Raw genomic sequence first — 24,258 nt, 5'->3', positions numbered from 1 at the left:
AATATTTTGAGTGAATGTGCTCAAGTCACAGAAGTTGAAAAGGTCGCCGAGGTCGAGCAAGTCCTGTTGAACAGACATAAAAAATCCGATGCCAGAGATCTGACATCGGATTTTCGAAGAAGCCCGGCGAGGATTCAAATGCTTAAGTGAGCAGCATTACGCATCTGCGGGGCTTTTCACATCTATCGGATCAGCTGCCTTTGACAGTCTTGCCGTTGACCGTGCCGTCCTGGAGCATGATGTTGTACTCCTTGCCGTCGGTTTCAACCTGTTGCAGGCGAACCAGCAGGTAATCCCAGTCCTTGGCGAACCAAAGGACGGTGATGCGCTTGCTTTGTGTCGGGTCGCGCACGCGCTCGACCTTGATCGCATCGATCTTGCCGGCTTTGGTTTCGACTTTCTCCGAACCCAGTACGCGGAAGTCATAGGTATCGACTTCGCCGTCATCGACCACTTGGTAGCTCATGGTCTTCTTGCCAGCGGCGACGTCATGCTGCAGCGCCAACTGATAAGTCGACTTGTCGACCATGCCACGGTTCAGCGGGATTTTCACCGCGTCGCCACGGTCAGTGCCGGTGACCATTTTGCTGTTCCAGTCGAAATCCAGATCAGCCTTCTTGGCCTTGCCCAGACCGCCACGTTCAAAGTGGTAGGACTGCGGCAGCAAGGTGTCCTTGTCCAGGGTCAGGGTGCTTTGTTCGCTCAGGCTGGCGATCATCATCGAGGCCTTGAAGCTGAGCGTCCAGACGCCGTTGGCACCTTTTGTCAGGCTGCGTTCGGCGGTGCCGCTCATGGGCAACTGCTTCCAGTCGGCGGTGTAGCTGGCGGAGAACGGTTGAAGGTCTGCCGCCTGCGCGAATGGCAGGGTGAGCAGTGCGCAAGCAAAGAGCAGGGCGCGACGCATAATATCTCCTAGTGTCGAATCAAGTGGCCGCTGGCCGCGAGTAACTGGCCGTCCAGTAAAGCACCTTGCTCCCCGAGTGCCAGTCTGCCTTCGGCAAACCAGCGTACAGCCATCGGGTAGATCAGGTGTTCCTGAACATGCACTCGCTGCGCGAGAGTCTGCGGCGTGTCGTGCAACTCTACCGGTAATACTGCCTGTACGACCAGTGGTCCGCCATCGAGTTCCTCCGTGACGAAGTGCACGGAGCAGCCGTGTTCCGTGTCGCCGGCCTCCAGCGCGCGCTGATGAGTGTGTAACCCTTTGTATTTGGGTAGCAGCGACGGGTGGATGTTGAGCAGGCGCCCTTGATAGTGGCGAACGAAGTCAGCGCTGAGAATGCGCATGAAACCGGCCAGTACCACGAGTTTTGGATTGAATTCGTCGATCAGTTCGATCAGGGCGGCATCGAAGGCCTCGCGACCTTCGAAGGCCTTATGATCCAGCGAGCGGGTGGCGATACCCGCGTCACTGGCGCGTTGCAGGCCGTAGGCGTCGGCGCGGTTGGAAATCACCGCAGCGATGCGGACCGGGCTGTCGCTGGTCCGCGTGCTGTCGATCAGGGCCTGCAAGTTACTGCCGGTGCCGGACAACAGCACCACGACATCACAGGTTGCGGACATTAATGAGCCTTAAGGTTCTTCAGTTCAACCTGAGCAGCGCCTTCGGCAGCTACAGCGATCTGACCGATGACCCAAGGCTGTTCGCCGGCTTCACGCAGGGTGTTCAGAGTGATATCAACGTGCTCCTGAGCCACGCAGATGACCATTCCGACGCCGCAGTTCAGCACGCGGTGCATCTCGGTCTCGTCAACGTTGCCTTTCTCTTGCAGCCAGTCGAAGACAGCAGGGCGAGTCCAGCTGGCCACGTCAACCACGGCCTGAGCGCCTTTTGGCAGAACGCGCGGGATGTTGTCGAGCAGGCCGCCACCGGTGATGTGGGCCATGGCTTTGACGGCGCCGGTGTCTTTGATCAGCTTGAGCAGTGGCTTCACATAGATGCGGGTCGGGGCCATCAGCAGGTCGGTCAGCGGTTTGCCGTCGAGCTGGGTGTTTTCGATGTCGGCGCCGGAGACTTCGATGATCTTGCGGATCAGCGAGTAGCCGTTGGAGTGCGGGCCGGACGATGGCAGGGCGATCAGGGCGTCACCGGTGGCGACTTTCGAGCCGTCGATGATTTCCGATTTTTCCACGACGCCGACGCAGAAGCCTGCCAGGTCGTAGTCTTCGCCTTCGTACATGCCAGGCATTTCAGCGGTTTCGCCGCCGACCAGCGAGCAGCCGGACAGTTCGCAGCCAGCGCCGATGCCGGTTACGACCTGAGTCGCGGTTTCAACGTTGAGTTTGCCGGTGGCGTAGTAGTCAAGGAAGAACAGTGGCTCGGCGCCGCACACCACCAGATCGTTGACGCACATGGCGACCAGGTCGATGCCGATGCTGTCGTGCTTGTTCAGATTCAGCGCCAGACGCAGTTTGGTGCCGACGCCGTCAGTGCCGGAAACCAGCACTGGCTGTTTGTAACCGGCCGGGATTTCGCAGAGGGCGCCGAAACCGCCCAGGCCGCCCATGACTTCCGGGCGCGCAGTGCGCTTGGCGACGCTCTTGATGCGTTCGACCAATGCTTCACCGGCGTCGATGTCTACACCGGCGTCCTTGTAGCTCAGGGAGGGTTGCTTGCTCATGATCCAGGCCTTTAGGGGAGGGGATTCAGGGGTAACGACCGAGTTCAGCGGGAACATCGAAATCGAGGGGGCGAATGCCTCACGCGAGTTTCGAGGTGCCCGGCTGTTGCCGGTCTGCGAAGGCGCGCGATTTTATCAGGCTTGAGGGGCAGCGGCCATCCTCACGCCGACGGGCAGGGGCATATCAGCGGAAATTTTTTGCAATTGAGGCGCGTGGGTGTCTGTATAAGGTCTGCTCATTAACCGTCTATCGTTATCACTGTGCAAAAACTTACCGCTGTCGTGTGAATGTTTAGTGCTGGCAGATTGTCACAGTCTGGCTAAATCGGTTCACGCGGCCTGTTCCAGCCGCTCCTGTCGACGGGAATTTTCCATGCGTTTTTGTAAATTGTTGGTTGTGGGTTGTTTGTCTGTGGTCAGCCTGGCGAGTCATGCCGAAAACCTCAAAGGCCTTTATCAAGTGCGTCAGCCGGTCAGCAGTCAGGCGCCGCAAGAGCGTGATCGCGCGACCCAGGCTGCGCTGGACACGCTGGTGTTGCGCCTGACCGGTGATCCCAAGGCCCCGCAAAATCCGGGTTTGGCGGCGATTCGCAAGGATCCGCAGCAAATCATCAGTCAGTTCGGTTTTGACGCCGGGCCGCCGGAAGTGCTGAAAGTCGACTTTGATCCGAGCAGCACCGAACAGGCATTGCGCCGCGCCGGTTTGTCACTGTGGGGCGCCAGTCGGCCGTCGATTCTGAGCTGGTGGCTGAACGACTCTACAGAAGGTTCTAGCCTGGTCGGGGATGGCCAGTCCGCCGCCGCTCCGCTGCGTGCAGCCGCTCAGCACCGTGGCTTGCCCCTGCGTTTGCCGCTGGCAGATCTGAGTGAACAACTGGTGGCCACGGCGCCTGCGCTGGAAGGCTCCGATCCGGCGCCACTGCGCGGCGCTTCGGAACGCTATAACGCTGACGCCTTGCTGGCGGTGCATGCGCGTGAAGAAGGCGGGCAATGGCAGGCTAAATGGCACTTGTGGCTGGGTGACCAAAAAGAGGCGGGCAGTGTGCAGGGCGCCGATCAGGCTGCCGTGGCTGACGCAGTGATGCTCGCGGTTGCCGAGCGTCTCGCGCCGCGTTTCGTCGCCAAGCCTGGCGCTTCGGGCCAGCAGACCCTGGAAGTACAGGGTATGAATCTGGAGCACTATGCGGCGTTGTTGCGGTTACTCGAACCGTTTGGCGTGCGTCTGCAAAGTGTTGATGGCGATCGCATCGTGTATCGGGTCAATGGCAGCGCCGATCAGATGCGCGCGCAGTTGTCGCTGGCGAAATTGCAGGAGTTGCCGGCAGAAGCGCCGGCCCCGGTGGCCGCGCCGCAGCCTGCGGTGGCGGGAGCGGCGCCCGTTGCGCCTCCGGTCCCGACAGCTGCTGCACCGTCGTTGCGGTTTCGCTGGTAAGTCTTTCCTTATATAGAAGCAGTAGGAGTGGTACATGGCCGATACGCGGCGTTGGTTCTGGCTCGGTGGGATTGTCCTGCTTTGCGCGTTTGTGTGGTTGCTGCATCCGATCCTCACGCCGTTTCTGGTGGCGCTGCTGTTGGCGTATCTGTTTGATCCGCTGGTGGATCGGTTGGAGAAGCTCGGTTTGTCGCGCACCTGGGGCGTGATCGCGGTGTTTGCCTTGTTCACCCTGATCGTCACGGCGCTGATGCTGGTGCTGGTGCCGATGCTCGCCAAGCAGTTGCTGCGTTTGTACGAGCTGGCACCGCAGATGCTCGACTGGTTGCAGCACACGGCGGTGCCGTGGGCGCAGTCGAAGCTGGGCTTGTCTGACGGTTTCTGGAAGTTCGACAAGGTCAAGGCGGCGATTAGCGAGCACATGGGCCAGACCACCGACATCGTCGGCGTGGTACTGAGTCAGGCGACGGCGTCGAGTCTGGCGCTGATCGGCTGGCTGGCCAATCTGGTGCTGATCCCGGTGGTGAGTTTCTACTTGCTGCGCGATTGGGACTTAATGATGGCCAAGATCCGCAGCCTGTTGCCGCGTGATCGCGAGGAACGTGTGGTGGCGCTGGCCGGTGAGTGCCACGAAGTGTTGGGGGCGTTCGTTCGCGGCCAGTTGTTGGTGATGCTGGCGCTGGGCGTGATTTACGCGGCGGGGCTGATGATCGTCGGGCTGGAGCTGGGGCTGTTGATTGGTCTGATCGCGGGGCTGGCGGCGATCGTGCCGTACATGGGCTTTGTGATCGGCATTGGCGCGGCGCTGATCGCAGGCTTGTTCCAGTTCGGTGGCGATCTGTATCCGATGGTCGGGATCGTTGCAGTGTTCATGGTCGGTCAGGCTTTGGAAGGCATGGTGCTGACGCCGCTGTTGGTGGGTGACCGAATTGGTCTGCACCCGGTGGCTGTGATCTTTGCCATTCTGGCCGGCGGCGAGCTGTTTGGTTTCACCGGCGTGCTGCTGGCGCTGCCTGTGGCGGCGGTGATCATGGTGCTGGTGCGCCACGTACATGATTTGTACAAGGACTCCGACATTTATAGTGGGGTCGATGAGCCCGAGTTGTGATGGCGGCGGTCAGCCCGGCGGATAGCCGGGTTGGCCCGTGTTTTGCGGGCGATGCTGGCAGGGCCGCGTCAGAGAAACTGTCATAAAACCAGTGTGTTAACGCAAACCTTTGATTTTGCTTGGACTCTGTCGCATTGTGCGCTCAGCTTCACGGGTATAAACTTCGCCAACTTTACACAGAGGCCACTAACGGTTCCTTGAGAACTGTTCAGTCAGCATGAAACCGATTCAGCTGCCCCTAGGTGTGCGTCTGCGTGACGACGCCACCTTCATCAACTACTACCCAGGCGCCAATGCCGCTGCACTCGGCTATGTCGAGCGCCTATGCGAAGCCGACGCCGGCTGGACAGAAAGCCTGATCTACCTGTGGGGCAAACACGGTGTAGGGCGTACGCATTTGTTGCAGGCTGCTTGCCTGCGTTTCGAACAGATGGGTGAACCGGCGGTGTATCTGCCGCTGGCCGAGTTGATGGATCGCGGTATTGAAATTCTCGATAACCTTGAACAGTACGAACTGGTTTGCCTGGATGACTTGCAGGTGATTGCCGGCAAGGCTGACTGGGAAGAGGCGATGTTTCATCTGTTCAACCGTCTGCGTGACAGCGGTCGGCGCCTGCTGATTGCTGCTTCTACTTCACCGCGTGAACTGCCGGTCAAACTGGCGGACTTGAAATCGCGCCTGACGCTGGCGCTGATCTTCCAGATGCGCCCACTCTCCGACGAAGACAAACTACGCGCCCTGCAATTGCGCGCATCGCGTCGTGGCCTGCATCTGACTGATGAGGTCGGGCATTTCATTTTGACCCGCGGGACCCGCAGCATGAGTGCCCTGTTTGATCTGCTGGAACAGCTCGATCAGGCTTCTCTGCAGGCTCAACGCAAGCTGACAATTCCCTTCCTCAAAGAAACGCTGGGCTGGTAAGTCCGGGGCTTTCAGCGGGTCTTGGCATATTTCAGGCGCCAGAAAATCCGCTTTCCTGCACTGGTTGCAGGCCGCGTTTCGATCCAAATGGGCTTAAGCGCTTAGATGTAAACGAGAAACCGGGAAGTCACAAAAAGATCGATTGAATTTGCAAATGAGGTCGATAGCGGGCATAGTCTCGGCTTCTTTACAACTATCAGCCACGGTCGTGCCCATGCTAAAGCGCTTCGCACCCCTCGTGCCTCTCGCACTCGTCACCCTGTTGTACGGTTGTGCTGCTCATTCTCCAGTCCAAGAGCAGCCTCAACAGGTCAAAAATTCTGCCACCGCCCAGTCTTCCGTTATTTACCAGGAAGAGCTGGACACCGAAAAAGAACTGTCGGACTTCAACAAGAAGCCGTACGAGCTTCCGGTGCTGGCCGACAGCATCCTCGAACGCGGCATGTCCCTGATCGGTACCCGTTACCGTTTCGGCGGTACCTCTGAAGCCGGTTTCGATTGCAGCGGTTTCATCGGCTATCTGTTCCGCGAAGAAGCCGGCATGAATCTGCCTCGCTCCACCCGCGAAATGATCAACGTGGATGCGCCACTGGTTGCACGCAGCAACCTCGAGCCTGGCGATCTGCTGTTCTTCGCCACCAATGGTCGTCGCGGTCGTGTCAGTCACGCCGGGATCTACCTGGGCGACAACCAGTTCATCCACTCCAGCAGTCGTCGCAGCGGCGGTGTTCGCATCGACAGCCTGGGTGACAGCTACTGGAGCAAGACCTTCATCGAAGCCAAGCGTGCACTCGCCATGGCGCCGACCGTGGTCACCGCTCGCAAGTAATTCCCCGTTGTCACTGCGTTCGTAGCGACACAACGGTTCTCGGTAACGGAGTAGACGTAGACTTTACAAGGTGAAGTTAAAGTCTTACTTGAAGTTTGCCGCGTAGCCGCTAGAATCCTGAATCTATATTGATGGCAAACCGCCTGCGTGCTAACGCAGGCGGTTTTGTTTTCTGTCCATCCGGCAGAAGCCGCAGCCAGATCAGGAAGTTCTGCTTATGACCATGTCGGCCCGCCTCGCATTGATCTTCTTCGCAGCGCTGCTCAGCGCCTGTGCCAGTCGTACTCCGCCGCCTGCGCCAGTGGTTCGCGCGCCGGTGGTGTTCGGTCCATCCCAAGCCTTTTCTCCTGCTGCTGAAGACGTGCTGTTTCGTGCGCTCGGTCTGGTCGGCACGCCTTATCGCTGGGGCGGCAATACGCCGGATTCGGGATTTGATTGCAGTGGGCTGATCGGCTTTGTTTACCGTGATGCGGCGGGTATTTCTCTGCCGCGCTCCACGCGCGAGCTGATCGTCATGCAGGCGCCGAATGTCGGTAAGGAAGGCTTGCAGACCGGTGACCTGATCTTCTTCGCCACCAATGGTGGTTCGCAGGTCAGTCATGCGGGGATTTACGTCGGGGAGGGGCGCTTCGTGCATGCGCCGGCAACGGGCGGCACGGTGAAGCTGGACAGTCTGTCGAAGGCGTATTGGCAGAAGGCGTATCTGAGTGCGAAGCGGGTGTTGCAGCCTGAGCATCTGGCGCATAACCCATAGTAAAAATCGCAGCAATCCTAATGTGGGAGCGAGCCTGCTCGCGAAAGCGGTGTATCAGTCAACTCAATGGAGGCTGACACTGCGCATTCGCGAGCAGGCTCGCTCCCACAGTTGTTTCAGGTCACATTCAACATCACTTCGTGGCCGAGACTCGCCACACCTTATTGCCGACATCATCCGCCACCAGCAAGCCACCTTGCTGGTCGATCACCACACCGACCGGGCGACCCAGTGCGTTCTCGTCCTTGTCTAGGAAACCGGTCAGCACGTCCACCGGTTGGCCCGTCGGCTTACCAGCCGCGAACGGTACGAAAATTACTTTGTAGCCACTGTGCGGCTTGCGGTTCCACGAGCCATGCTGGCCAATGAATGCGCCTTCCTTGAATTGCGCCGGCAAACTGTTGCCCTCGGCGAAGGTCAGGCCCAATGAGGCGGTGTGCGGGCCGACGGCGTAGTCCGGGGCGATGGCTTTGGCGACCAGGTCCGGGTTCTGTGGCTCGACCCGCACATCGACGTGCTGCCCGTAGTAACTGAACGGCCAACCATAGAACGCACCATCCTTCACTGAGGTGATGTAGTCCGGCACCAGATCACTGCCGATCTCGTCACGCTCGTTCACCGCTGTCCACAGCGCGCCACTGGTAGGTTCCCACGCCAGGCCATTGGGGTTGCGGATGCCCGAGGCAAAAATCCGATGATTGCCGGTGGCCCGGTCCACTTCCCAGATCGCCGCGCGACCTTCTTCCTGGTCCATGCCGTTTTCGCCGACGTTGCTGTTCGAGCCGACGGTGACGTACAGCTTGCTGCCGTTCTTGCTGGCGATCACGTTTTTCGTCCAGTGATGGTTCAGTGTGCCGCCCGGCAGATCGGTGACCTTGATCGGCTGCGACTTGATTTCGGTTGCGCCGGGCTCGTAATTGAAGCGCAGCAAGCGATCGGTATCGGCGACATACAGATCATTACCGACCAGGGTCATGCCAAACGGCGAATTGAGATTTTGTAGAAACACCGTGCGGGTCTCCGCCACGCCATCGTGGTCGGCGTCGCGCAGCAAGGTGATGCGATTCGGGCTCGGTACGCCAGCGCCAGCCTTGCCCATGACTTTCTTCATTACCCAGCCACGAACGCCTTTGCTGTCGTCGGGTTTGGGCGGGGCATTGGTTTCTGCCACCAACACATCGCCGTTGGGCAGCACGTAAAGCCAGCGCGGATGATCGAGCCCTTCGGCAAACGCTGCCACTTGGGTGCCTGCTGCGGCAGTCGGTTTGCCGCCCTCGGGCCAGCCGATCGCCGGGGCGATATTCACCGTCGGGATCAGGGTTTTGTTCGGTTCGGGCAGTTTCGGTGACGGGCCGGTGCCGTCGGTGACTTGCAGGCTGGAGGATTCACCGCAGGCGGCGAGCCCTCCGGCGAGCGCTATAACGAGAGCGAGCTGGGTCTTGCGCATTGCTGATCTTCCCTATGAATGCATTCTTAATCATAGAGGAGCGCGCAAGCCCGATGGTTCAACTGCTCAACCGCGGGCCTCTTTGAACAGTACGGCGATGCCCGGATGATAGTTGCCGGCTTCGCTGCGCAACTTGCGGTAGGCGTAGGGGAAATACCAGGCGACGGCGCAGGTATGTTCCTTTTGCAGGTCGTCGACCATGTCTTGGAGTTCTTCGGGGCTGGCGCTGTGTTGGGCTTTTTGCGGGGCGACAAACAGGCAGCCAAGCTTGAGGTCGCTGGCGAAGCTGATGCGTTTGGCGTCGCTGGTGATCTCCAGCAGGGCTTGGGTCAGGTTGAGGTTGTTGACTCGCGGCCAGCGTTGCGTGGCCTGAATGTAAGCGCGGTCTTCGGTACCCGCCAGGAACAGATCGGCGCGGGCATTGCGCTCGCCTTCTTCGTTCTGCTTGCGGGTAGCGGTCTGTTCCAGTGTCACCATTTCGGCCATCCAGGCCGCCGCTGAAAGCAAGCCGAGGTTGGCTTTCTCGTCATGCCAGTAGGGCGTGTCGCTGTCGCCGCGCACGGCGTTGTAACGGTCGATACAGTCAAACCAGCGTTCCAGCACCGGGCGCAGAAATTCCAGGCGCGGGTTGCTGATGATCATGCCTTGCATGTGGCTCACCTTGTTCTTGTGTGATGTGAGATTGTGGCTCTTTGATATCACTCTTGAGAGTGTGGCACAAGATTGGCGTCAGATAATTGATCGATGGCAGTTATTCGCCCGATGGACCCCTCTTTAATTGACGCTCAACCCCCAACCCTCTAACCTTCGCGGCTTGTTTCAGGTGCTCTGTGACGTGCGTCGACAGAGTGAAACAGGGAAGCCGGTGAGGGTTGTCTGCAGAGCAGGCACAACCACGATCCCGGCGCTGCCCCCGCAACGGTAAATGAGTGAAAACTGCGCCTTGAGCCACTGCTTCGAAAGAAGCGGGAAGGCGCGCAGTCAGGCGAACGCCGCTCATGAGCCCGGAGACCGGCCTGATCCATCCAGCGGCATCACGGTGGGCGATGCCAGGCTTTTTGCCGTCTATTCTTGTGCCTGCCCGCCGTTATCCAGCCTCAACGGAGAGCTCCCCCATGACTGATTCCCCCGAGCGTGACGAACGCCATCTGGCGCGTATGCAGCGCAAAAAAGCCGTAATCGACGAACGCATCGCCAACTCGCCTGACGAGTGCGGGCTGGTGCTGGTGCTCACCGGTAACGGCAAAGGCAAAAGCAGCTCGGCGTTCGGCATGCTAGCCCGCGCCATGGGCCACGGCATGCAGTGCGGCGTGGTGCAGTTCATCAAGGGCCGCAACAGTACTGGCGAAGAGCTGTTCTTCCGCCGCTTCCCCGAGCAGGTGCGCTTCCATGTGATGGGCGAAGGCTTCACGTGGGAAACCCAGGACCGTCAACGCGACATCGTCGCCGCCGAAGCCGCGTGGGCCGTGTCCCGCGAACTGCTGCGCGACCCGTCGATCGGTCTGGTGGTGCTGGATGAATTGAACATCGCCCTCAAGCACGGTTACCTCGACCTCGATCAGGTGCTCAGCGACTTGCAGGCGCGTCCGCCGATGCAGCATGTGATCGTCACCGGTCGCGGCGCCAAGCCGGAAATGATCGAGATGGGCGACACCGTCACCGAAATGGGCATGCTCAAACACGCCTTCCAGGCCGGCATCAAAGCGCAGAAAGGCGTCGAACTTTGAATCAACCACGTCACTGCCCGGCGGTACTCATCGCCGCGCCGGCCTCCGGTCAGGGCAAGACCACCGTCACCGCCGCGCTGGCCCGTTTGCATCGCAATCAGGGGCGCAAGGTGCGCGTGTTCAAGTGCGGGCCGGACTTTCTCGATCCGATGATTCTCGAGCGCGCCAGCGGTGCGCCGGTTTATCAACTGGACATGTGGATGGTCGGCGAACAGGAAAGCCGTCGCCTCCTGTGGGAAGCCGCCGCTGAAGCCGATCTGATTCTGATCGAAGGCGTGATGGGCCTGTTTGACGGCACGCCGTCGAGCGCCGATCTGGCGCGGCATTTCGGCGTGCCGGTACTCGGTGTGATCGACGGCACGGCCATGGCGCAGACCTTTGGCGCATTGGCGCTGGGCTTGGCGAAGTATCAGCCGGATCTGCCGTTCGCTGGCGTGTTGGCCAATCGGGTCGGCACTTTGCGTCACGCACAATTGCTCGAAGGCAGCCTCACCGAAGGTTTGCGCTGGTACGGCGCGTTGTCCCGTGAGACCGGCATCGAACTGCCGAGCCGTCATCTTGGTCTGGTTCAGGCCAGTGAACTGAATGACCTCGATATGCGCCTCGACGCGGCTGCCGCAGCGCTTGCCAGCAGTTGCGAGGTAGCGCTGCCACCGGCCGTGGAGTTTGCCGCGCCTGCAGTCATCACCGCAGAGCCCTTATTAAAAGATGTGCGCATCGCCGTCGCCCGCGATGAAGCCTTTGCCTTCACCTATGGCGCGAGCCTCGACTTGCTGCGAGCGATGGGCGCTGAGTTGAGTTTCTTCTCGCCGATTCGCGACACGCAATTTCCTGAGGCGGACAGCCTGTATCTGCCCGGCGGTTACCCGGAATTGCACCATGTGGCGTTATCGCAAAACACCGCGATGCTCGACGCCATCCGTGCGCATCATGCCGCTGGCAAACCGTTGCTCGCTGAATGCGGCGGCATGCTCTATCTGCTCGATTCGTTGACCGATGTTGAAGGCACGCGCGCTGAGCTGGTCGGTTTGCTGGCAGGTGATGCGGTGATGCAAAAACGTCTGGCGGCGCTGGCGCTGCAAGCAGTGGATCTGCCGGAAGGCTCACTGCGCGGCCACACTTATCACCACTCCCTGACCTCCACTGAATTGACGCCGATTGCCCGGGGCCTGAGCCCCAATGGTGGGCGTGGGGCCGAGGCAGTTTATCGGGAAGGACGGATGACGGCTTCGTACGTGCACTTTTATTTTCCGTCGAACCCGGTGGCTATCGCTGCGCTGTTTGCGCCTGACTCCGAAGCCGCCTTCGCGAGCAGGCTCGCTCCCACAGTTGAAACGGTGGTGACTGAAGAAATGCAATCCCTTGTGGGAGCGAGCCTGCTCGCGAAAGGGCCATGACCGACAACACATTCTCCGAAGCCGAGCGCGAAGCGGTTTATAGAGTCATCGCCGAACGCCGCGACATGCGCCACTTCACCGGCGGCAGCGTCGCGCCTGAACTGCTGCGCCGGCTGCTCGAAGCCGCGCATCAGGCGCCAAGCGTCGGTCTGATGCAGCCGTGGCGTTTCATCCGCATCAGTGATCGCGCCTTGCGCGGGCAGATTCAGAACCTCGTTGAAGAAGAACGCATCCGCACCGCCGAAGCCCTCGGCGAGCGCAGCGATGAGTTCATGAAGCTCAAGGTCGAAGGTATCCATGACTGCGCTGAAGTATTGGTCGCCGCGCTGATGGACGACCGCGAGCGACACATTTTCGGGCGTCGCACGCTACCGGAAATGGACATGGCTTCGCTGTCCTGTGCGATCCAGAACCTGTGGCTGGCGTCGCGTGCTGAAGGTCTGGGCATGGGCTGGGTCTCGCTGTTCGAGCCGCAGGCACTCGCCGACCTGTTGCAACTGCCGGCCGGGGCCAAGCCGCTGGCGATTTTGTGCCTGGGGCCGGTCAAGGAATTCTATCCGGCGCCGATGCTGGTACTCGAAGGGTGGGCGCAGGCGCGGCCGCTCAATGAGTTGCTGTATGAAAATTATTGGGGAGTGAGTCAATGAGTGTGGCGTTGTTGAGTGTCGCTGCAGTGGCGCTGGATGCGCTGCTGGGTGAACCGAAACGCTGGCATCCGCTGGTGGCGTTCGGCAATTTTGCCGGGCGCGTCGAGCAACGTTTCAACGCTGGCGGGCGCGGCTGGCGCAGTCATGGCGTCACCGCGTGGGTGATCGCGGTGCTGCCGCTGACGTTGCTCGCCACCGCGTTTTCCTGGGCGCCCTACGTGGGCTGGATCGTCGAGATTCTTGCGCTGTATTGCGCCCTCGGCATGCGCAGCCTCGGCGAACACGTCGAGCCGGTGGCCAAAGCGTTACGCGCTGATGATCTGGACGAAGCGCGCAAACGTGTCGGTTATCTGGTCAGCCGCCAGACCAGCGAACTCGACAGCACCGCCGTCGCCCGCGCGGCCACCGAATCGGTGCTGGAAAACGGCAGTGACGCGGTGTTCGCCGCGCTGTTCTGGTTTGTCGTGGCTGGCGCACCGGGCGTCGTTCTCTACCGTATGAGCAACACCCTCGACGCGATGTGGGGTTATCGCAACGAACGCTTCGAGCGTTTCGGCTGGTGCGCGGCAAAAATCGACGACGTCCTCAACTACATTCCCGCACGCCTTGTGGCGTTGACCTACGCGCTGCTGGGAAAAACCCGGCTGGCCCTGAAGTGCTGGCGTACCCAGGCGCCGAAGTGGGACAGCCCCAACGCCGGCCCGGTGATGGCGGCCGGTGCCGGTGCGCTGGGCGTGGAACTGGGTGGCCCGGCGATTTACCACGGCGAACTGCATGAGCGTCCGCAACTCGGCGAAGGCGTTCAGGCCGATGCCGATTCCATCGACCGTGGCTGGCAATTGGTTCAGCGCGGCGTATGGTTATGGCTGCTGATTCTCTGCGTGGGGGCTGAATTCTATGCTTGAGCACGGTGGCCGGCTGCGCAAGGCTGCACTCGATTACGGCATCGCCGAGGCGGACTGGCTGGACCTCTCCAGCGGCCTGGCGCCGTGGCCATTTGCGATCCCGGAAATTCCGCTGCGCGCCTGGGCGCGACTGCCGGAAACCGATGACGGTCTGGAGCAGGCAGCGTGTGATTACTACGGCGCATCGCAAGTGCTGCCGGTGGCCGGTTCGCAAATGGCAATCCAGTTGCTGCCGCGTTTGCGTCGGGCCGGCAAGGTTGGCGTGCTGTCGCCGTGTTACGCCGAGCACGCTGAGGCCTGGCGCCGCAGCGGCTATATCGTGCGCGAAGTGCTGGAGCAGGAAGTCGAGTTCTTTCTCGACAGCCTCGACGTGCTGGTGGTGGTCAATCCGAACAACCCCACCGGCCTGAGCCTGACCCCGGCGCGCCTGCTCGACTGGCATGCACGACTGGCCCAGCGCGGCGGCTGGCTGGTGGTTGATGAGGCGTTCATGGACAACACGCCGCAGTTGAGTCTGGCTGCACATACCCATCAGGTTGGCCTGATTGTGTTGCGCTCGTTTGGCAAATTCTTCGGTCTGGCCGGGGTTCGATTGGGCTTTGTGCTGGCTGAGCGCAAGTTGCTCAGATTGCTCGCTGAACAGGTCGGGCCTTGGGTGGTGAGCGGGCCGACGCGGGTGCTCGGTCAGGCATGTCTGCAAGACTTCGAAGGCCAGGCGCGCCAGCGAATTCGCAGCGATGAAGCGAGCGCGCGGCTGGCGCTTTTGCTTGGGCGCTATGGCTTCAAACCCCAGGGCGGTTGCGCGCTGTTTCAGTGGCTGATCACCGAACACGCGCAAACGCTGCACCAATTCATGGCCCGACGCGGCATCTTCCTGCGCATTTTCACCCACAACAGCAGTCTGCGTTTTGGCCTGCCCGCCAATGCCGCTGAAGAGTCCCGTCTCGAACAAGCGCTGCAAGCTTTCGCCAAGGAACCCCAATGACAACCCTGATGGTGCAAGGCACCACGTCCGACGCCGGGAAAAGCACGCTCGTAACGGCACTGTGTCGTTGGGCAACCCGGCAGGGCGTTGCCGTGGTGCCGTTCAAACCGCAGAACATGGCGCTCAACAGTGCCGTGACGGCTGACGGCGGCGAGATCGGCCGCGCGCAAGCGGTGCAGGCGCAAGCGGCGTTTCTTGAACCGCACACCGACATGAACCCGGTGCTGCTCAAGCCCAATAGCGATACCGGTGCGCAAGTGATCATCCATGGTCGCGCCGTCACCAGCATGAACGCCGTCGCCTATCACGACTACAAAGCCATCGCGATGAAAGCGGTGCTGGCCTCCCACGAACGGCTCAGCGCAGCGTATCCGCTGGTGATGGTCGAGGGCGCAGGCTCGCCAGCGGAGATCAATCTGCGTGCCGGCGACATCGCCAACATGGGCTTCGCCGAAGCGGTGGATTGCCCGGTGCTGTTGATTGCCGACATCAATCGCGGCGGCGTTTTCGCCCACTTGGTCGGCACGCTGGAGTTGCTGTCGCCGAGCGAGCAGGCGCGGGTCAAAGGCTTCATCATCAACCGTTTTCGCGGCGACATCGCCTTGCTGCAACCGGGCCTCGACTGGCTGGAACAGCGCACCGGCAAGCCGGTGGTCGGCGTGTTGCCATACGTCATGGATTTGCACCTAGAGGCTGAGGACGGCATTGATCAGCGTCAGGCCGACAAGGCCGAGCAAGTGCTGAAAGTGGTGGTGCCGGTGCTGCCGCGCATCAGCAACCACACCGATTTCGATCCGCTGCGTCTGCATCCGCAGGTCGATCTGCAATTTGTCGGCCCGGGGCAGGTGATTCCTGCGGCTGACCTGATCATTTTGCCCGGCTCGAAGAGCGTGCGCAGTGACTTGGCCTATCTGCGCGCCAATGGCTGGGACACAGCCATCAGTCGTCATCTGCGTTACGGCGGAAAGTTGCTGGGGATTTGCGGCGGTCTGCAAATGCTTGGTGAGCAGGTGCACGATCCACTGGGTCTGGAAGGCGCACCGGGTTCCAGCGCCGCTCTCGGTTTGCTGGCGTTTGAAACGACGCTGGAAGCCGAGAAGCAACTGCGCAATGTGCGCGGGCGTCTGGCGCTGGAAGATGCTGAAGTCAGCGGCTATGAAATTCATGCCGGGGTGACCACCGGGCCGGCGCTCGAGAATGCGGCAGTGCATCTGGATGACGGTCGTTGCGACGGTGCGCAGAGTGTTGACGGGCAAGTGTTCGGCACCTATCTGCACGGCCTGTTCGAATCGCCGGCGGCCAGCGCGGCGCTGCTGCGCTGGGCCGGGTTGAGTGATGTGCAGGAGGTGGATTACCACGGCTTGCGCGAGCGCGATATCGAGCGCTTGGCGGATCTGGTGGAGAAGCATCTCGATACTGATTTGTTGCGTCGGCTCTGTGGGATTTGAGTTGCCTGTGCTGGCCTCATCGCGAGCAGGCTCGCTCCCACATGAGAACGCATTCCAGGGTGGGAGCGAGCCTGCTCGCGAAGGGGCCGCCCGCTTCAACACATAACTTTCAGGATGTCCCATGCTCCAACTGATCCTCGGCGGCGCCCGCTCCGGCAAAAGTCGTCTGGCGGAAAAGCTCGCCAGCGACAGCACTCTGGCGGTCACCTACATCGCCACCAGCCAACCGCTGGACGGCGAGATGAACGCGCGCGTCGCCCATCACCGCGCCCGTCGTCCCGCCGAATGGGCGCTGATTGAAGAGCCACTGGAACTGGCCCGCGTCCTGCGTGAAAACGCCAGTGCCGAACGCTGCCTGCTGGTCGATTGCCTGACCCTGTGGCTGACCAATCTGCTGATGCTCGATGACGCCGAGCGTCTCGGCGCCGAACGCGAAGCACTGCTCGACTGCCTGGCGTCACTGCCGGGGGAAATCATTTTTGTCAGCAACGAGACCGGAATGGGTGTCGTGCCGCTGGGCGAATTGACTCGCCGCTACGTCGATGAAGCCGGTTGGCTGCATCAAGCTCTGGCTGAGCGCTGTCAGCGTGTCGTCCTGACCGTCGCCGGCCTGCCCCTGACTCTGAAAGGACCTGCGTTATGACCCAAACCTGGTGGCTGAACCCGTGCAAGCCGGTGCACGCCGATATCGTCGAACAAGCAGCGGCACGGCAACAGCAATTGACCAAGCCGACTGGTTCGCTCGGGCGGCTTGAGTCGGTGGCGGTGCAACTGGCCGGTCTGCAAGGGCAGGTGAAACCGACGCTCGAGCAGGTCTGGATTGCGATCTTTGCCGGTGATCATGGTGTGGTCGCCGAAGGCGTATCGGCCTATCCACAGGAAGTTACCGGGCAGATGTTGCTCAACTTCGTCAGCGGCGGTGCGGCGATCAGCGTGTTGGCGCGTCAGCTCAACGCGCAACTGGAAGTGGTGGATCTGGGCACGGTGATGCCGTCGCTGGACCTGCCGGGCGTGCGTCACCTGAACATCGGTCCGGGTACGGCGAATTTCGCTCAGGGCCCGGCAATGACTCAAGCACAGGGCGAACTCGCATTGCAGGCCGGTCGCGACAGCGTGTTGCGAGCTAAAGCCGCAGGCGCGCAGTTGTTCATCGGCGGCGAAATGGGCATCGGCAACACCACGGCGGCCAGTGCGCTGGCCTGTGCCTTGCTCGATTGCCCGGTGGCGCACCTGACCGGCCCCGGCACTGGCTTGAATGCCGAAGGTGTCAGCCATAAAGCGCAAGTGATCGAGCGCGCATTGACCTTGCATGCTGCGCAACGGGGTGACGCGTTGCAGACGCTGTTCAACCTCGGCGGTTTCGAGATTGCGGCGCTTGTTGGCGCATATCTGGCCGCTGCACAGGAGGGCGTCGCAGTGCTGGTTGACGGCTTTATCTGCACGGTCGCCGCGCTGGTGGCGGTGCGCTTGAATCCGGCCTGCCGTGAATGGCTGCTGTTCGGTCACCGGGGCGCAGAGCCGGGGCATCGGCATGTGCTGGAAACCCTGAGCGCTGAACCCTTGCTGGAACTCGGCCTGCGTCTGGGCGAGGGCAGTGGTGCGGCGTTGGCGGTGCCATTGCTGCGTCTGGCCTGTGATCTGCACGGGCAGATGGCGACGTTCGCCGAAGCGGCGGTGGCGGATCGTCCGGCATGACCTTGCGTCTGGATCTGCTACGCCACGGTGAAACTGAACTGGGCGGCGGTTTGCGCGGCAGTCTCGACGATGCGCTCACTGAGAAAGGCTGGGCGCAGATGCGCGAAGCCGTGATCGCGGGCGGGCCGTGGGATCGTTTGGTCAGTTCGCCATTGCAGCGTTGCGCGCGGTTTGCCGCTGAGTTGGGCGAGCAATTGAATTTGCCGGTGCAACTGGACAAGGCTCTGCAAGAGTTGCACTTCGGCGCATGGGAAGGGCAGAGCGCTGCGGCGTTGATGGAAACCGACGCCGCGGCGTTGGGGTTGTTCTGGGCTGATCCCTATTCGTTCACACCGCCGCAGGGTGAACCGGTGGGCGATTTTTCCGCCCGGGTATTGGCGGCGGTCGCGCGATTGCACGCGGCGTATGCCGGTGAGCGGGTGTTGCTGATCAGCCATGGCGGTGTGATGCGCTTGTTGTTGGCGCAGGCGCGGGGTTTGCCGCGTGAGCAATTGCTCAATGTCGAAGTCGCTCACGGTTCGTTGTTTTCGCTGACAGTCGAAGCCGACGGCTCGCTCAAGGAAGATCACTGACATGTTGCCGCTGTGGATCGCCCTGCAATTTCTCAGCAGTCTGCCGATTCGTCTGCCGGGGATGCCGGAGCCTGAACAGCTTGGGCGTTCGCTGCTGTTTTATCCGCTGGTGGGGTTGCTGTTTGGCCTGATCCTGTGGGCGCTGAATCTTGTCCTGGCCGGTGCGCCGTTGCTCCTGCACGCAGCGTTATTGCTGACAGTATGGGTGTTGCTCAGCGGCGCGTTGCACCTTGATGGGCTGGCCGACAGTGCCGATGCCTGGCTCGGCGGGTTCGGTGATCGCGAGCGCACGCTGACGATCATGAAAGATCCGCGCAGCGGGCCGATTGCCGTGGTCACGCTGGTGCTGGTGTTGCTGCTCAAGTTTGCGGCGCTGCTGGCATTGATCGAACAGCAGCAGACGATGGCGTTGATCATCGTGCCGCTGCTGGGGCGGGCGGCGCTGCTCGGGTTGTTTCTGACCACACCGTATGTGCGGGCGGGAGGTTTGGGGCAGGCGTTGGCTGATCATTTGCCGCGCAGGGCAGGGTGGTGGGCTCTTGCAGTTAGCGCTTTGGCTTGTGTGGTGATCGCCGGGTTCAAGGCAATCATTGCGCTGCTGGTCGCTGTCGGTGTGTTTGTCTGGTTGCGGCATTTGATGATGCGGCGGTTGGCTGGGACGACCGGGGATACCGCGGGGGCGTTGCTGGAGTTGCTGGAGATGGCGGTGTTGGTAGGGTTAGCGTTGGTCTGATAGATATTTGCAGAATATTCTGGCTTCTTCGCGAGCAGGCTCGCTCCCACATGGGAATGCGGTCAATTGTGGGAGCGAGCCTGCTCGCGAAAGCGATGTCTGAGGCGCAAGAATGTCACTGAAAAAACCCATGTAACTTGATTTAACACAGTCGCAGGTATATACACGCATCATGCTTCCTTCTCAGTGTTTGTGCACCAACCTGCGTCGCGCCGCGCGTGGCGTCAGCAGGCATTACGACGGCGCTCTCGATGGCTTCGGGATCAACGTTGCCCAGTATTCCTTGCTGTGCAATCTGCAGCGTCTGGATCAACCGAGCATCTCTGAACTCGCCGAGGCCATGGGTCTGGATCGCAGCACGCTCGGGCGTAATGTGCGCGTGCTCGAAGGCGAAGGGCTGGTGGCGCTGGCCGAGGGCGAAGACATGCGCAACCGCATCGTCAGGCTGACCGAGATCGGTGCTCAGCGTCTTGCAGCAGCTTTGCCAGCGTGGGAAGCGGCGCAGCAGCGGTTGATCGACCGCTTGGGTGCCGAGAAGCGCGAAACCTTGCTCAAACTGCTGGACGAACTGGCTTGATGCCGGTTTGTTGGGGCTCAAGCGGGTATATACCCGCGACCGGAGAATAACAATGACATCGATGTGGCGTACGTGCGGTTGGGTGTTGCTGGGAAGTGCGCTGATCCTGGCGTTGTCATTGGGCGTGCGCCACGGCTTCGGCCTGTTTCTGTCGCCCATGAGCGCGCAGTTCGGCTGGGGGCGTGAAGTGTTCGCCTTCGCCATCGCCTTGCAGAACCTGATCTGGGGCCTGGCCCAGCCATTTACTGGCGCGCTGGCCGACCGTTTCGGCGCGGCGAAAGTGGTGCTGGTCGGGGGCGTGCTCTACGCCGTGGGCCTGGTGTGCATGGGGCTGTCCGATTCGGCGGTGACGTTGTCGCTCAGTGCTGGTTTGCTGATCGGTATCGGTTTGTCTGGCACTTCGTTCTCGGTGATTCTTGGTGTGGTCGGCCGTGCCGTACCGCCGGAAAAACGCAGCATGGGCATGGGCATTGCCAGCGCCGCCGGTTCTTTCGGCCAGTTCGCCATGTTGCCGGGCACGCTGGGGCTGATCGGCTGGCTCGGCTGGTCCGCCGCGCTGCTGGTGTTGGGTTTGTTGGTGGCGCTGATCGTGCCGCTGGTGAGCATGCTCAAGGACAAGCCGCTGCCGGTGCTCGGCCATGAGCAGACATTGTCTGAGGCCCTGCGCGAAGCCTGTTCGCACTCAGGTTTCTGGCTGCTGGCGTTCGGTTTTTTTGTCTGCGGTTTTCAAGTCGTGTTCATCGGCGTGCATCTGCCGGCCTATCTGGTCGATCAACATCTGCCGGCCACGGTCGGCACCACGGTGCTGGCGCTGATCGGCCTGTTCAACATCTTCGGCACCTACACCGCCGGATGGCTGGGTGGACGCATGTCCAAACCACGTCTGCTGACGGCGCTGTATCTGATGCGGGCGGTGGTGATCGTGCTGTTCCTGTGGCTGCCGGTAACGACGACAACCGCATATCTGTTCGGCATGGCCATGGGCTTTTTGTGGTTGTCGACGGTGCCGTTGACCAACGGCACGGTGGCGACCTTGTTTGGCGTGCGCAATCTGTCCATGCTCGGCGGCATCGTGTTCCTGTTTCATCAGCTTGGCTCGTTCCTCGGCGGCTGGCTGGGCGGGGTGGTGTATGACCGTACCGGGAGTTATGACTTGGTCTGGCAAGTGGCGATTCTTCTGAGCCTTTTGGCCGCTGCGTTGAACTGGCCGGTGCGCGAGCGTCCGGTCGCGCGTCTGCAAGCCGCTGCGAGCGCCGCATGAGTCGACTCTGGCCGCGTATCGTCATTGCCGCACTCGGCGCCGCTTTGCTGGCGTTGGTGTGGTGGGGATGGCATCAGGGCGGTCTGGCGCTGATGCAGTTGGGCATGAGCATTTGCTAGAACGTGGCGTGACGAGTAACGTCGAACTCTGACGACTGCTCAAGGATGTTCGACATGCTGATGCGCTGGTGTGCTGTTCCCGCGTTGCTGATGGCGTTGACCGGTTTGGCTCAAGCGGCTGACTGTCCCGAATTGCTGCAAGGCTCGCTGCCCAAGTTGCGGGCCAAGGAATCCATCGATCTGTGCCAGCAATACGCTGACAAACCATTGGTGGTGGTCAATACCGCGAGTTTCTGTGGTTTTGCCCCGCAGTTCGAAGGCCTTGAGGCACTGCATAAGCGCTTTGAGTCGCAAGGGCTGCAAATGCTCGGTGTGCCGTCCAACGACTTCAAACAGGAATCCAAGGACAGCGCCGAGACCGCCAAGGTCTGCTACGCCAACTACGGCGTGACGTTCACGATGACCGAACCGCAGAAGGTGCGTGGTGATGACGCCACGCATATGTTCCAGGTGTTGGCTGCACAGAGCAGTGCACCGAAGTGGAATTTCTACAAGTACGTGATTGATCGCCAGGGCAATGTCATCGCCAATTTTTCCAGCCTGACCAAGCCCGATGATCCGGAATTCATCGCCGCGATCGAAAAGGCTATCGCTTCAAAACCCCTGAAGCCCTGACTCCGGATAACCCCTATAGGAGCTGCGGCACGCTGCGATCTTTTGATCTTGTTTTTTAAAGTCAAAAGATCGCAGCCTCGTTTCACTCGACAGCTCCTACAGGTCGCACCGGTTTCAGGCATTAAAAAGCCCCGCCTCTGTACACCGAGAGCGGGGCTTTTTAGTGGGCGAGGGGTCAGCCTCGCCATGCAGCATCAGAAGCGGTAGGTCGCGCCGACACCGAAACCGTTTGCCGAGTTTTCATACTTGGAATCGTAGGTCTGGCCACGTGCGTTTTCGTTGCGAATGTTGACCGACTCTTCCTTCAGGTACGAGTAAGCAACGTCGATGGTCAGGTCTTCGGTCGGGCTCCAGCCAGCACCGATGCTGAAGATGGTCCGGTCGCCGGTAGGAATGCGTGGCGAACGGTCGACGTTGTTGGTCGGCGACTGGTCGAAGGTCAGACCGGTACGCAGTACCCATTCCTTGTTCAACTGGTACGAAGTACCCACGGCGTAAGCCCAGGAGTCGTGCCAGTTCTGGTCTTCAGTGATCTCGCCGAACTGGCCAGCCAGCGCCGGTTGAACGCCTGAGTTCTTGACGGTGATCTTCTCCAGCTGGCTCCAGCGGGTGAAGGTGGTACCGGCATACACGTTCCAGCTGTCGTTGATCGCCTGGGTGACCGAGAGGTCGACGGACTCAGGCGTGGTGATCTTCAGCGAAGCGTCGTACTTCTGGCTCGGGTTCAGACCGGCCAAGGCCAGTACACCGTAGTTGACCTTGGTGTTGCCTTCGAGCTTGTAGTCGACTTTCGAGTGGTAAGTCAGACCCACGCGAGTGGAATCGGTTGCCTGTACCAGCAGGCCTACGTTGTAGCCCAGTGCGGTGTCGTCACCCTTGATCTTGACCTTGCCGTCCGGCGCTGCCTGAGTAATCGACAGGTTGGATTCCAGCGAACCGTCGATACGGTTGATGGTCGGGCCGAAACCGATCGACACCTTGTCGTTGAAGGCGTAGCTGACGGTTGGCTGGAAGGTGATGACTTGAACTTCGGACTTGCTGCCGAAGTAGCGGCCGGCAAAGCCGTTTTCGTAGTCTGTAATCAGGCCGAACGGGACGTATACGCCAAGGCCGAAGGCCCAGTGATCGTCGATCGGTTTGACGTAGAAGCCCATAGGTACGGAGGTGAAGGGCACCATGTCGCCTTTGTTGCTGCCGCCGTTAGGGCTGGAGCTACCGTCGCTGATATCGGTTTTGGCGTCGAGGAATGCAACACCGCCAGTCACTTGTTCGCGCTTGAGGCGCGACATGCCGGCAGGGTTGCCATAAACAGTGCTTGCGTCGTCGGCAGAAGAAGATCGCCCGGCGTACCCAGTCCCCATCCCGCTAATGCTGTGTTCGTTGATGGCAAAGCCAGCGGCGAAAATCTGCGTGGATGCCAAGGTAACGGCAAGGCTAAGGGTGGTTTTGAGCATTACTTTTTTCATTATTAGAACTCCTGGTGATCACCGGGGCGAAAATTACCAAGATTTTCGTCCCAGCGCCATAGTCTGTATGCCTTGAGTTAGAGCGGTTTTGTAGGACAATCCGACCAAAATGGCGGCCTGTTGGGCGATGTTGTAAAACCACCCGGTCAGCAAGCGACCTGATTCAGCGGTGAAACACAGGTTTGCCAGGCGCAGGTAAAATCGCGCAGGCGACCTTGGGGCTGGAAGGTCTGACGCCAGATGCGCGCCATGCCGAGCAGATCGCCTGGTTCGGGAAGGGCAGGATTTTGTTCTTCCACCAGCAGCCAGGCGATGGCGGTGGCGTAACGCAGATTGACAGTCAGTTCCAGGTGCGGGCCGCTGAGAAAAGCATGCTGGCTGGCGAGGCCGCGAACCAGGCTGGCACGCTCCGGATCGAGCGCCAGATAGTGATCCCAGAGCGCCTGATGGCGGTGCTCGGCGATGCGGTAGAGGCCGTGGCCTCGGCGGTCATGCAGGGCGGACCCGAGGGCGGACTGGCTGGCGGCGATGCCCAGCAACAGAGATTCGGCAGTTGCGCTGTGGCGTCCCAGATATATCAAAGTAGGACGGATCACATAGCGACACAGTTCGCTGGCAGCGATACCCATAAATCCCTCGGATTTTGTTATTGGGCGGCGATGCCTGAAGGGGGCCTTGGCAGCGGTGGATCGAATCAGGCTCGCCGGAAGCGGATCACGCCGCTTGAGTTGAAGTGTAGTGTCATATTCGCGACGTAAAGGCCTGTTTTTAAAATATTTCCGGTTGCGAGTTATAACCGTTATATCCGATGGTGCTTACGCACGGAGACTGAAAAGTGAAACATCAGGCAATAAAAAGCCCCGCTTTTTAAGCGTAATGCTGTTCACTTAAGCATTTGAATCCTCGCCGGGCTTCTTCGAAAATCCGATGTCAGATCTCTGGCATCGGATTTTTTATGTCTGTTCAACAGGACTTGCTCGACCTCGGCGACCTTTTCA

26 protein-coding genes and 1 riboswitch are annotated in these 24,258 nt (G+C 60.5%); of the genes, 19 read left to right on the top strand and 7 right to left on the bottom strand.

The features are described 5' to 3' along the window. Positions 1-190: 190 nt before the first annotated feature. From CKW18_RS27785 to purM, 3 genes are read right to left on the bottom strand one after another with little or no spacing between them, the layout of a single operon-like run. Entirely contained in the window at positions 191-904 is a 714-nt protein-coding gene (locus tag CKW18_RS27785; RefSeq protein WP_095191712.1) for a DUF3108 domain-containing protein, read from the bottom strand. A gap of 8 nt (positions 905-912) precedes the next feature. Beyond that, a complete protein-coding gene (gene purN, locus CKW18_RS27780) occupies positions 913-1,563 on the bottom strand; it encodes a phosphoribosylglycinamide formyltransferase (RefSeq protein WP_095191711.1) in 651 nt (216 codons plus the stop codon). Then, positions 1,563-2,621 carry a phosphoribosylformylglycinamidine cyclo-ligase gene (purM, locus tag CKW18_RS27775; protein ID WP_095191710.1) on the bottom strand — a complete coding sequence of 353 codons (1,059 nt, stop codon included), beginning with the start codon at positions 2,619-2,621 and terminating at the stop codon, positions 1,563-1,565. The genes purN and purM overlap by 1 nt, the downstream gene beginning before the upstream one ends. Before the next feature lie 373 nt (positions 2,622-2,994). Here purM and CKW18_RS27770 point away from each other — a divergent pair, with 373 nt between their 5' ends. From CKW18_RS27770 to CKW18_RS27750, 5 genes are all read left to right on the top strand, one after another. Further along, positions 2,995-4,053 carry a DUF2066 domain-containing protein gene (locus CKW18_RS27770; protein WP_095191709.1) on the top strand — a complete coding sequence of 353 codons (1,059 nt, stop codon included), beginning with the start codon at positions 2,995-2,997 and terminating at the stop codon, positions 4,051-4,053. 34 nt (positions 4,054-4,087) lie between these two features. Next, entirely contained in the window at positions 4,088-5,161 is a 1,074-nt protein-coding gene (locus tag CKW18_RS27765) for an AI-2E family transporter (protein WP_095191708.1), read from the top strand. 217 nt (positions 5,162-5,378) lie between these two features. Continuing rightward, on the top strand, positions 5,379-6,083 hold the full coding sequence (hda, locus tag CKW18_RS27760; RefSeq protein ID WP_003223042.1) for a DnaA regulatory inactivator Hda: 705 nt from the start codon (positions 5,379-5,381) through the stop codon (positions 6,081-6,083). Between the two features lie 214 nt (positions 6,084-6,297). After that, a complete protein-coding gene (locus CKW18_RS27755) occupies positions 6,298-6,912 on the top strand; it encodes a C40 family peptidase (protein WP_095191707.1) in 615 nt (204 codons plus the stop codon). A gap of 217 nt (positions 6,913-7,129) precedes the next feature. Beyond that, a complete protein-coding gene (locus CKW18_RS27750) occupies positions 7,130-7,666 on the top strand; it encodes a C40 family peptidase (RefSeq protein ID WP_095191706.1) in 537 nt (178 codons plus the stop codon). Positions 7,667-7,799: 133 nt separating this feature from the next. Here CKW18_RS27750 and CKW18_RS27745 read toward each other — a convergent pair whose 3' ends face one another. Then, entirely contained in the window at positions 7,800-9,113 is a 1,314-nt protein-coding gene (locus CKW18_RS27745; RefSeq protein WP_095191705.1) for a sorbosone dehydrogenase family protein, read from the bottom strand. A 66-nt stretch (positions 9,114-9,179) separates the two neighbouring features. Then, positions 9,180-9,764, bottom strand: coding sequence for a hypothetical protein (locus CKW18_RS27740; protein ID WP_095191704.1), 585 nt, complete (start codon positions 9,762-9,764; stop codon positions 9,180-9,182). Between the two features lie 153 nt (positions 9,765-9,917). Continuing rightward, a riboswitch (cobalamin riboswitch) is annotated at positions 9,918-10,148 on the top strand. An 80-nt stretch (positions 10,149-10,228) separates the two neighbouring features. Between CKW18_RS27740 and cobO the strand changes: the two genes are divergently transcribed. The 14 genes from cobO to CKW18_RS27675 all read left to right on the top strand — a co-directional run bounded on the left by cobO (position 10,229) and on the right by CKW18_RS27675 (position 21,794). Further along, positions 10,229-10,840, top strand: a complete 612-nt coding sequence (cobO, locus tag CKW18_RS27735; RefSeq protein WP_095191703.1) for a cob(I)yrinic acid a,c-diamide adenosyltransferase — start codon at positions 10,229-10,231, stop codon at positions 10,838-10,840. Beyond that, positions 10,837-12,237, top strand: a complete 1,401-nt coding sequence (locus CKW18_RS27730; RefSeq protein WP_095191702.1) for a cobyrinate a,c-diamide synthase — start codon at positions 10,837-10,839, stop codon at positions 12,235-12,237. The genes cobO and CKW18_RS27730 overlap by 4 nt, the downstream gene beginning before the upstream one ends. After that, positions 12,234-12,884, top strand: coding sequence for a 5,6-dimethylbenzimidazole synthase (gene bluB, locus CKW18_RS27725; RefSeq protein WP_095191701.1), 651 nt, complete (start codon positions 12,234-12,236; stop codon positions 12,882-12,884). The genes CKW18_RS27730 and bluB overlap by 4 nt, the downstream gene beginning before the upstream one ends. Continuing rightward, positions 12,881-13,789 carry an adenosylcobinamide-phosphate synthase CbiB gene (gene cbiB / locus CKW18_RS27720; protein ID WP_095191700.1) on the top strand — a complete coding sequence of 303 codons (909 nt, stop codon included), beginning with the start codon at positions 12,881-12,883 and terminating at the stop codon, positions 13,787-13,789. The genes bluB and cbiB overlap by 4 nt, the downstream gene beginning before the upstream one ends. Beyond that, entirely contained in the window at positions 13,782-14,774 is a 993-nt protein-coding gene (cobD, locus tag CKW18_RS27715; protein ID WP_095191699.1) for a threonine-phosphate decarboxylase CobD, read from the top strand. The genes cbiB and cobD overlap by 8 nt, the downstream gene beginning before the upstream one ends. Then, entirely contained in the window at positions 14,771-16,222 is a 1,452-nt protein-coding gene (locus tag CKW18_RS27710; protein WP_095191698.1) for a cobyric acid synthase, read from the top strand. The genes cobD and CKW18_RS27710 overlap by 4 nt, the downstream gene beginning before the upstream one ends. Positions 16,223-16,343: 121 nt before the next feature. Continuing rightward, the gene (cobU, locus tag CKW18_RS27705) at positions 16,344-16,865 is read left to right on the top strand and encodes a bifunctional adenosylcobinamide kinase/adenosylcobinamide-phosphate guanylyltransferase (RefSeq protein WP_095191697.1); all 522 of its coding nucleotides are present in this window, start codon (positions 16,344-16,346) and stop codon (positions 16,863-16,865) included. Beyond that, complete coding sequence (gene cobT / locus CKW18_RS27700; protein ID WP_095191696.1) at positions 16,862-17,917, top strand: nicotinate-nucleotide--dimethylbenzimidazole phosphoribosyltransferase; 1,056 nt, start codon at positions 16,862-16,864, stop codon at positions 17,915-17,917. The genes cobU and cobT overlap by 4 nt, the downstream gene beginning before the upstream one ends. Next, positions 17,914-18,489: an alpha-ribazole phosphatase family protein gene (gene cobC, locus CKW18_RS27695; RefSeq protein WP_095191695.1), complete on the top strand. Its 576-nt coding sequence runs from the start codon at positions 17,914-17,916 to the stop codon at positions 18,487-18,489. Before cobT ends, cobC begins: the two co-directional genes overlap by 4 nt. A gap of 1 nt (position 18,490) precedes the next feature. Continuing rightward, positions 18,491-19,222: an adenosylcobinamide-GDP ribazoletransferase gene (locus CKW18_RS27690; RefSeq protein WP_095191694.1), complete on the top strand. Its 732-nt coding sequence runs from the start codon at positions 18,491-18,493 to the stop codon at positions 19,220-19,222. 172 nt (positions 19,223-19,394) lie between these two features. Then, entirely contained in the window at positions 19,395-19,799 is a 405-nt protein-coding gene (locus tag CKW18_RS27685; RefSeq protein WP_095191693.1) for a MarR family winged helix-turn-helix transcriptional regulator, read from the top strand. Positions 19,800-19,851: 52 nt separating this feature from the next. Continuing rightward, positions 19,852-21,060, top strand: a complete 1,209-nt coding sequence (locus CKW18_RS27680; RefSeq protein WP_095191692.1) for an MFS transporter — start codon at positions 19,852-19,854, stop codon at positions 21,058-21,060. Further along, positions 21,057-21,179 carry a hypothetical protein gene (locus CKW18_RS31260; RefSeq protein WP_256587114.1) on the top strand — a complete coding sequence of 41 codons (123 nt, stop codon included), beginning with the start codon at positions 21,057-21,059 and terminating at the stop codon, positions 21,177-21,179. The genes CKW18_RS27680 and CKW18_RS31260 overlap by 4 nt, the downstream gene beginning before the upstream one ends. A gap of 54 nt (positions 21,180-21,233) precedes the next feature. After that, positions 21,234-21,794, top strand: coding sequence for a glutathione peroxidase (locus CKW18_RS27675; protein WP_095191691.1), 561 nt, complete (start codon positions 21,234-21,236; stop codon positions 21,792-21,794). Positions 21,795-21,988: 194 nt separating this feature from the next. Here CKW18_RS27675 and CKW18_RS27670 read toward each other — a convergent pair whose 3' ends face one another. Both CKW18_RS27670 and CKW18_RS27665 read right to left on the bottom strand, forming a co-directional pair. Next, positions 21,989-23,260, bottom strand: a complete 1,272-nt coding sequence (locus tag CKW18_RS27670) for an OmpP1/FadL family transporter (RefSeq protein ID WP_095191690.1) — start codon at positions 23,258-23,260, stop codon at positions 21,989-21,991. Between the two features lie 146 nt (positions 23,261-23,406). After that, the gene (locus CKW18_RS27665) at positions 23,407-23,889 is read right to left on the bottom strand and encodes a hypothetical protein (RefSeq protein WP_095191689.1); all 483 of its coding nucleotides are present in this window, start codon (positions 23,887-23,889) and stop codon (positions 23,407-23,409) included. Positions 23,890-24,258 lie beyond the last annotated feature (369 nt).

Origin of the sequence: Pseudomonas sp. Irchel 3E19, assembly GCF_900187585.1 — a bacterium.
GTDB lineage: Bacteria > Pseudomonadota > Gammaproteobacteria > Pseudomonadales > Pseudomonadaceae > Aquipseudomonas > Aquipseudomonas baetica.
This window is presented reverse-complemented; position numbering and strand designations above follow the sequence as displayed.

Excerpts from the sequence above, each read along its gene's own strand:
- CKW18_RS27785 (WP_095191712.1), bottom strand. The coding sequence starts at position 904 with ATGCGTCGCGCCCTGCTCTTTGCTTGCGCACTGCTCACCCTGCCATTC.
- purN (WP_095191711.1), bottom strand. The coding sequence starts at position 1,563 with ATGTCCGCAACCTGTGATGTCGTGGTGCTGTTGTCCGGCACCGGCAGT.
- purM (WP_095191710.1), bottom strand. The coding sequence starts at position 2,621 with ATGAGCAAGCAACCCTCCCTGAGCTACAAGGACGCCGGTGTAGACATC.
- CKW18_RS27770 (WP_095191709.1), top strand. The coding sequence starts at position 2,995 with ATGCGTTTTTGTAAATTGTTGGTTGTGGGTTGTTTGTCTGTGGTCAGC.
- CKW18_RS27765 (WP_095191708.1), top strand. The coding sequence starts at position 4,088 with ATGGCCGATACGCGGCGTTGGTTCTGGCTCGGTGGGATTGTCCTGCTT.
- hda (WP_003223042.1), top strand. The coding sequence starts at position 5,379 with ATGAAACCGATTCAGCTGCCCCTAGGTGTGCGTCTGCGTGACGACGCC.
- CKW18_RS27755 (WP_095191707.1), top strand. The coding sequence starts at position 6,298 with ATGCTAAAGCGCTTCGCACCCCTCGTGCCTCTCGCACTCGTCACCCTG.
- CKW18_RS27750 (WP_095191706.1), top strand. The coding sequence starts at position 7,130 with ATGACCATGTCGGCCCGCCTCGCATTGATCTTCTTCGCAGCGCTGCTC.
- CKW18_RS27745 (WP_095191705.1), bottom strand. The coding sequence starts at position 9,113 with ATGCGCAAGACCCAGCTCGCTCTCGTTATAGCGCTCGCCGGAGGGCTC.
- CKW18_RS27740 (WP_095191704.1), bottom strand. The coding sequence starts at position 9,764 with ATGCAAGGCATGATCATCAGCAACCCGCGCCTGGAATTTCTGCGCCCG.
- cobO (WP_095191703.1), top strand. The coding sequence starts at position 10,229 with ATGACTGATTCCCCCGAGCGTGACGAACGCCATCTGGCGCGTATGCAG.
- bluB (WP_095191701.1), top strand. The coding sequence starts at position 12,234 with ATGACCGACAACACATTCTCCGAAGCCGAGCGCGAAGCGGTTTATAGA.
- cbiB (WP_095191700.1), top strand. The coding sequence starts at position 12,881 with ATGAGTGTGGCGTTGTTGAGTGTCGCTGCAGTGGCGCTGGATGCGCTG.
- cobD (WP_095191699.1), top strand. The coding sequence starts at position 13,782 with ATGCTTGAGCACGGTGGCCGGCTGCGCAAGGCTGCACTCGATTACGGC.
- CKW18_RS27710 (WP_095191698.1), top strand. The coding sequence starts at position 14,771 with ATGACAACCCTGATGGTGCAAGGCACCACGTCCGACGCCGGGAAAAGC.
- cobU (WP_095191697.1), top strand. The coding sequence starts at position 16,344 with ATGCTCCAACTGATCCTCGGCGGCGCCCGCTCCGGCAAAAGTCGTCTG.
- cobT (WP_095191696.1), top strand. The coding sequence starts at position 16,862 with ATGACCCAAACCTGGTGGCTGAACCCGTGCAAGCCGGTGCACGCCGAT.
- cobC (WP_095191695.1), top strand. The coding sequence starts at position 17,914 with ATGACCTTGCGTCTGGATCTGCTACGCCACGGTGAAACTGAACTGGGC.
- CKW18_RS27690 (WP_095191694.1), top strand. The coding sequence starts at position 18,491 with ATGTTGCCGCTGTGGATCGCCCTGCAATTTCTCAGCAGTCTGCCGATT.
- CKW18_RS27685 (WP_095191693.1), top strand. The coding sequence starts at position 19,395 with ATGCTTCCTTCTCAGTGTTTGTGCACCAACCTGCGTCGCGCCGCGCGT.
- CKW18_RS27680 (WP_095191692.1), top strand. The coding sequence starts at position 19,852 with ATGACATCGATGTGGCGTACGTGCGGTTGGGTGTTGCTGGGAAGTGCG.
- CKW18_RS31260 (WP_256587114.1), top strand. The coding sequence starts at position 21,057 with ATGAGTCGACTCTGGCCGCGTATCGTCATTGCCGCACTCGGCGCCGCT.
- CKW18_RS27675 (WP_095191691.1), top strand. The coding sequence starts at position 21,234 with ATGCTGATGCGCTGGTGTGCTGTTCCCGCGTTGCTGATGGCGTTGACC.
- CKW18_RS27670 (WP_095191690.1), bottom strand. The coding sequence starts at position 23,260 with ATGAAAAAAGTAATGCTCAAAACCACCCTTAGCCTTGCCGTTACCTTG.
- CKW18_RS27665 (WP_095191689.1), bottom strand. The coding sequence starts at position 23,889 with ATGGGTATCGCTGCCAGCGAACTGTGTCGCTATGTGATCCGTCCTACT.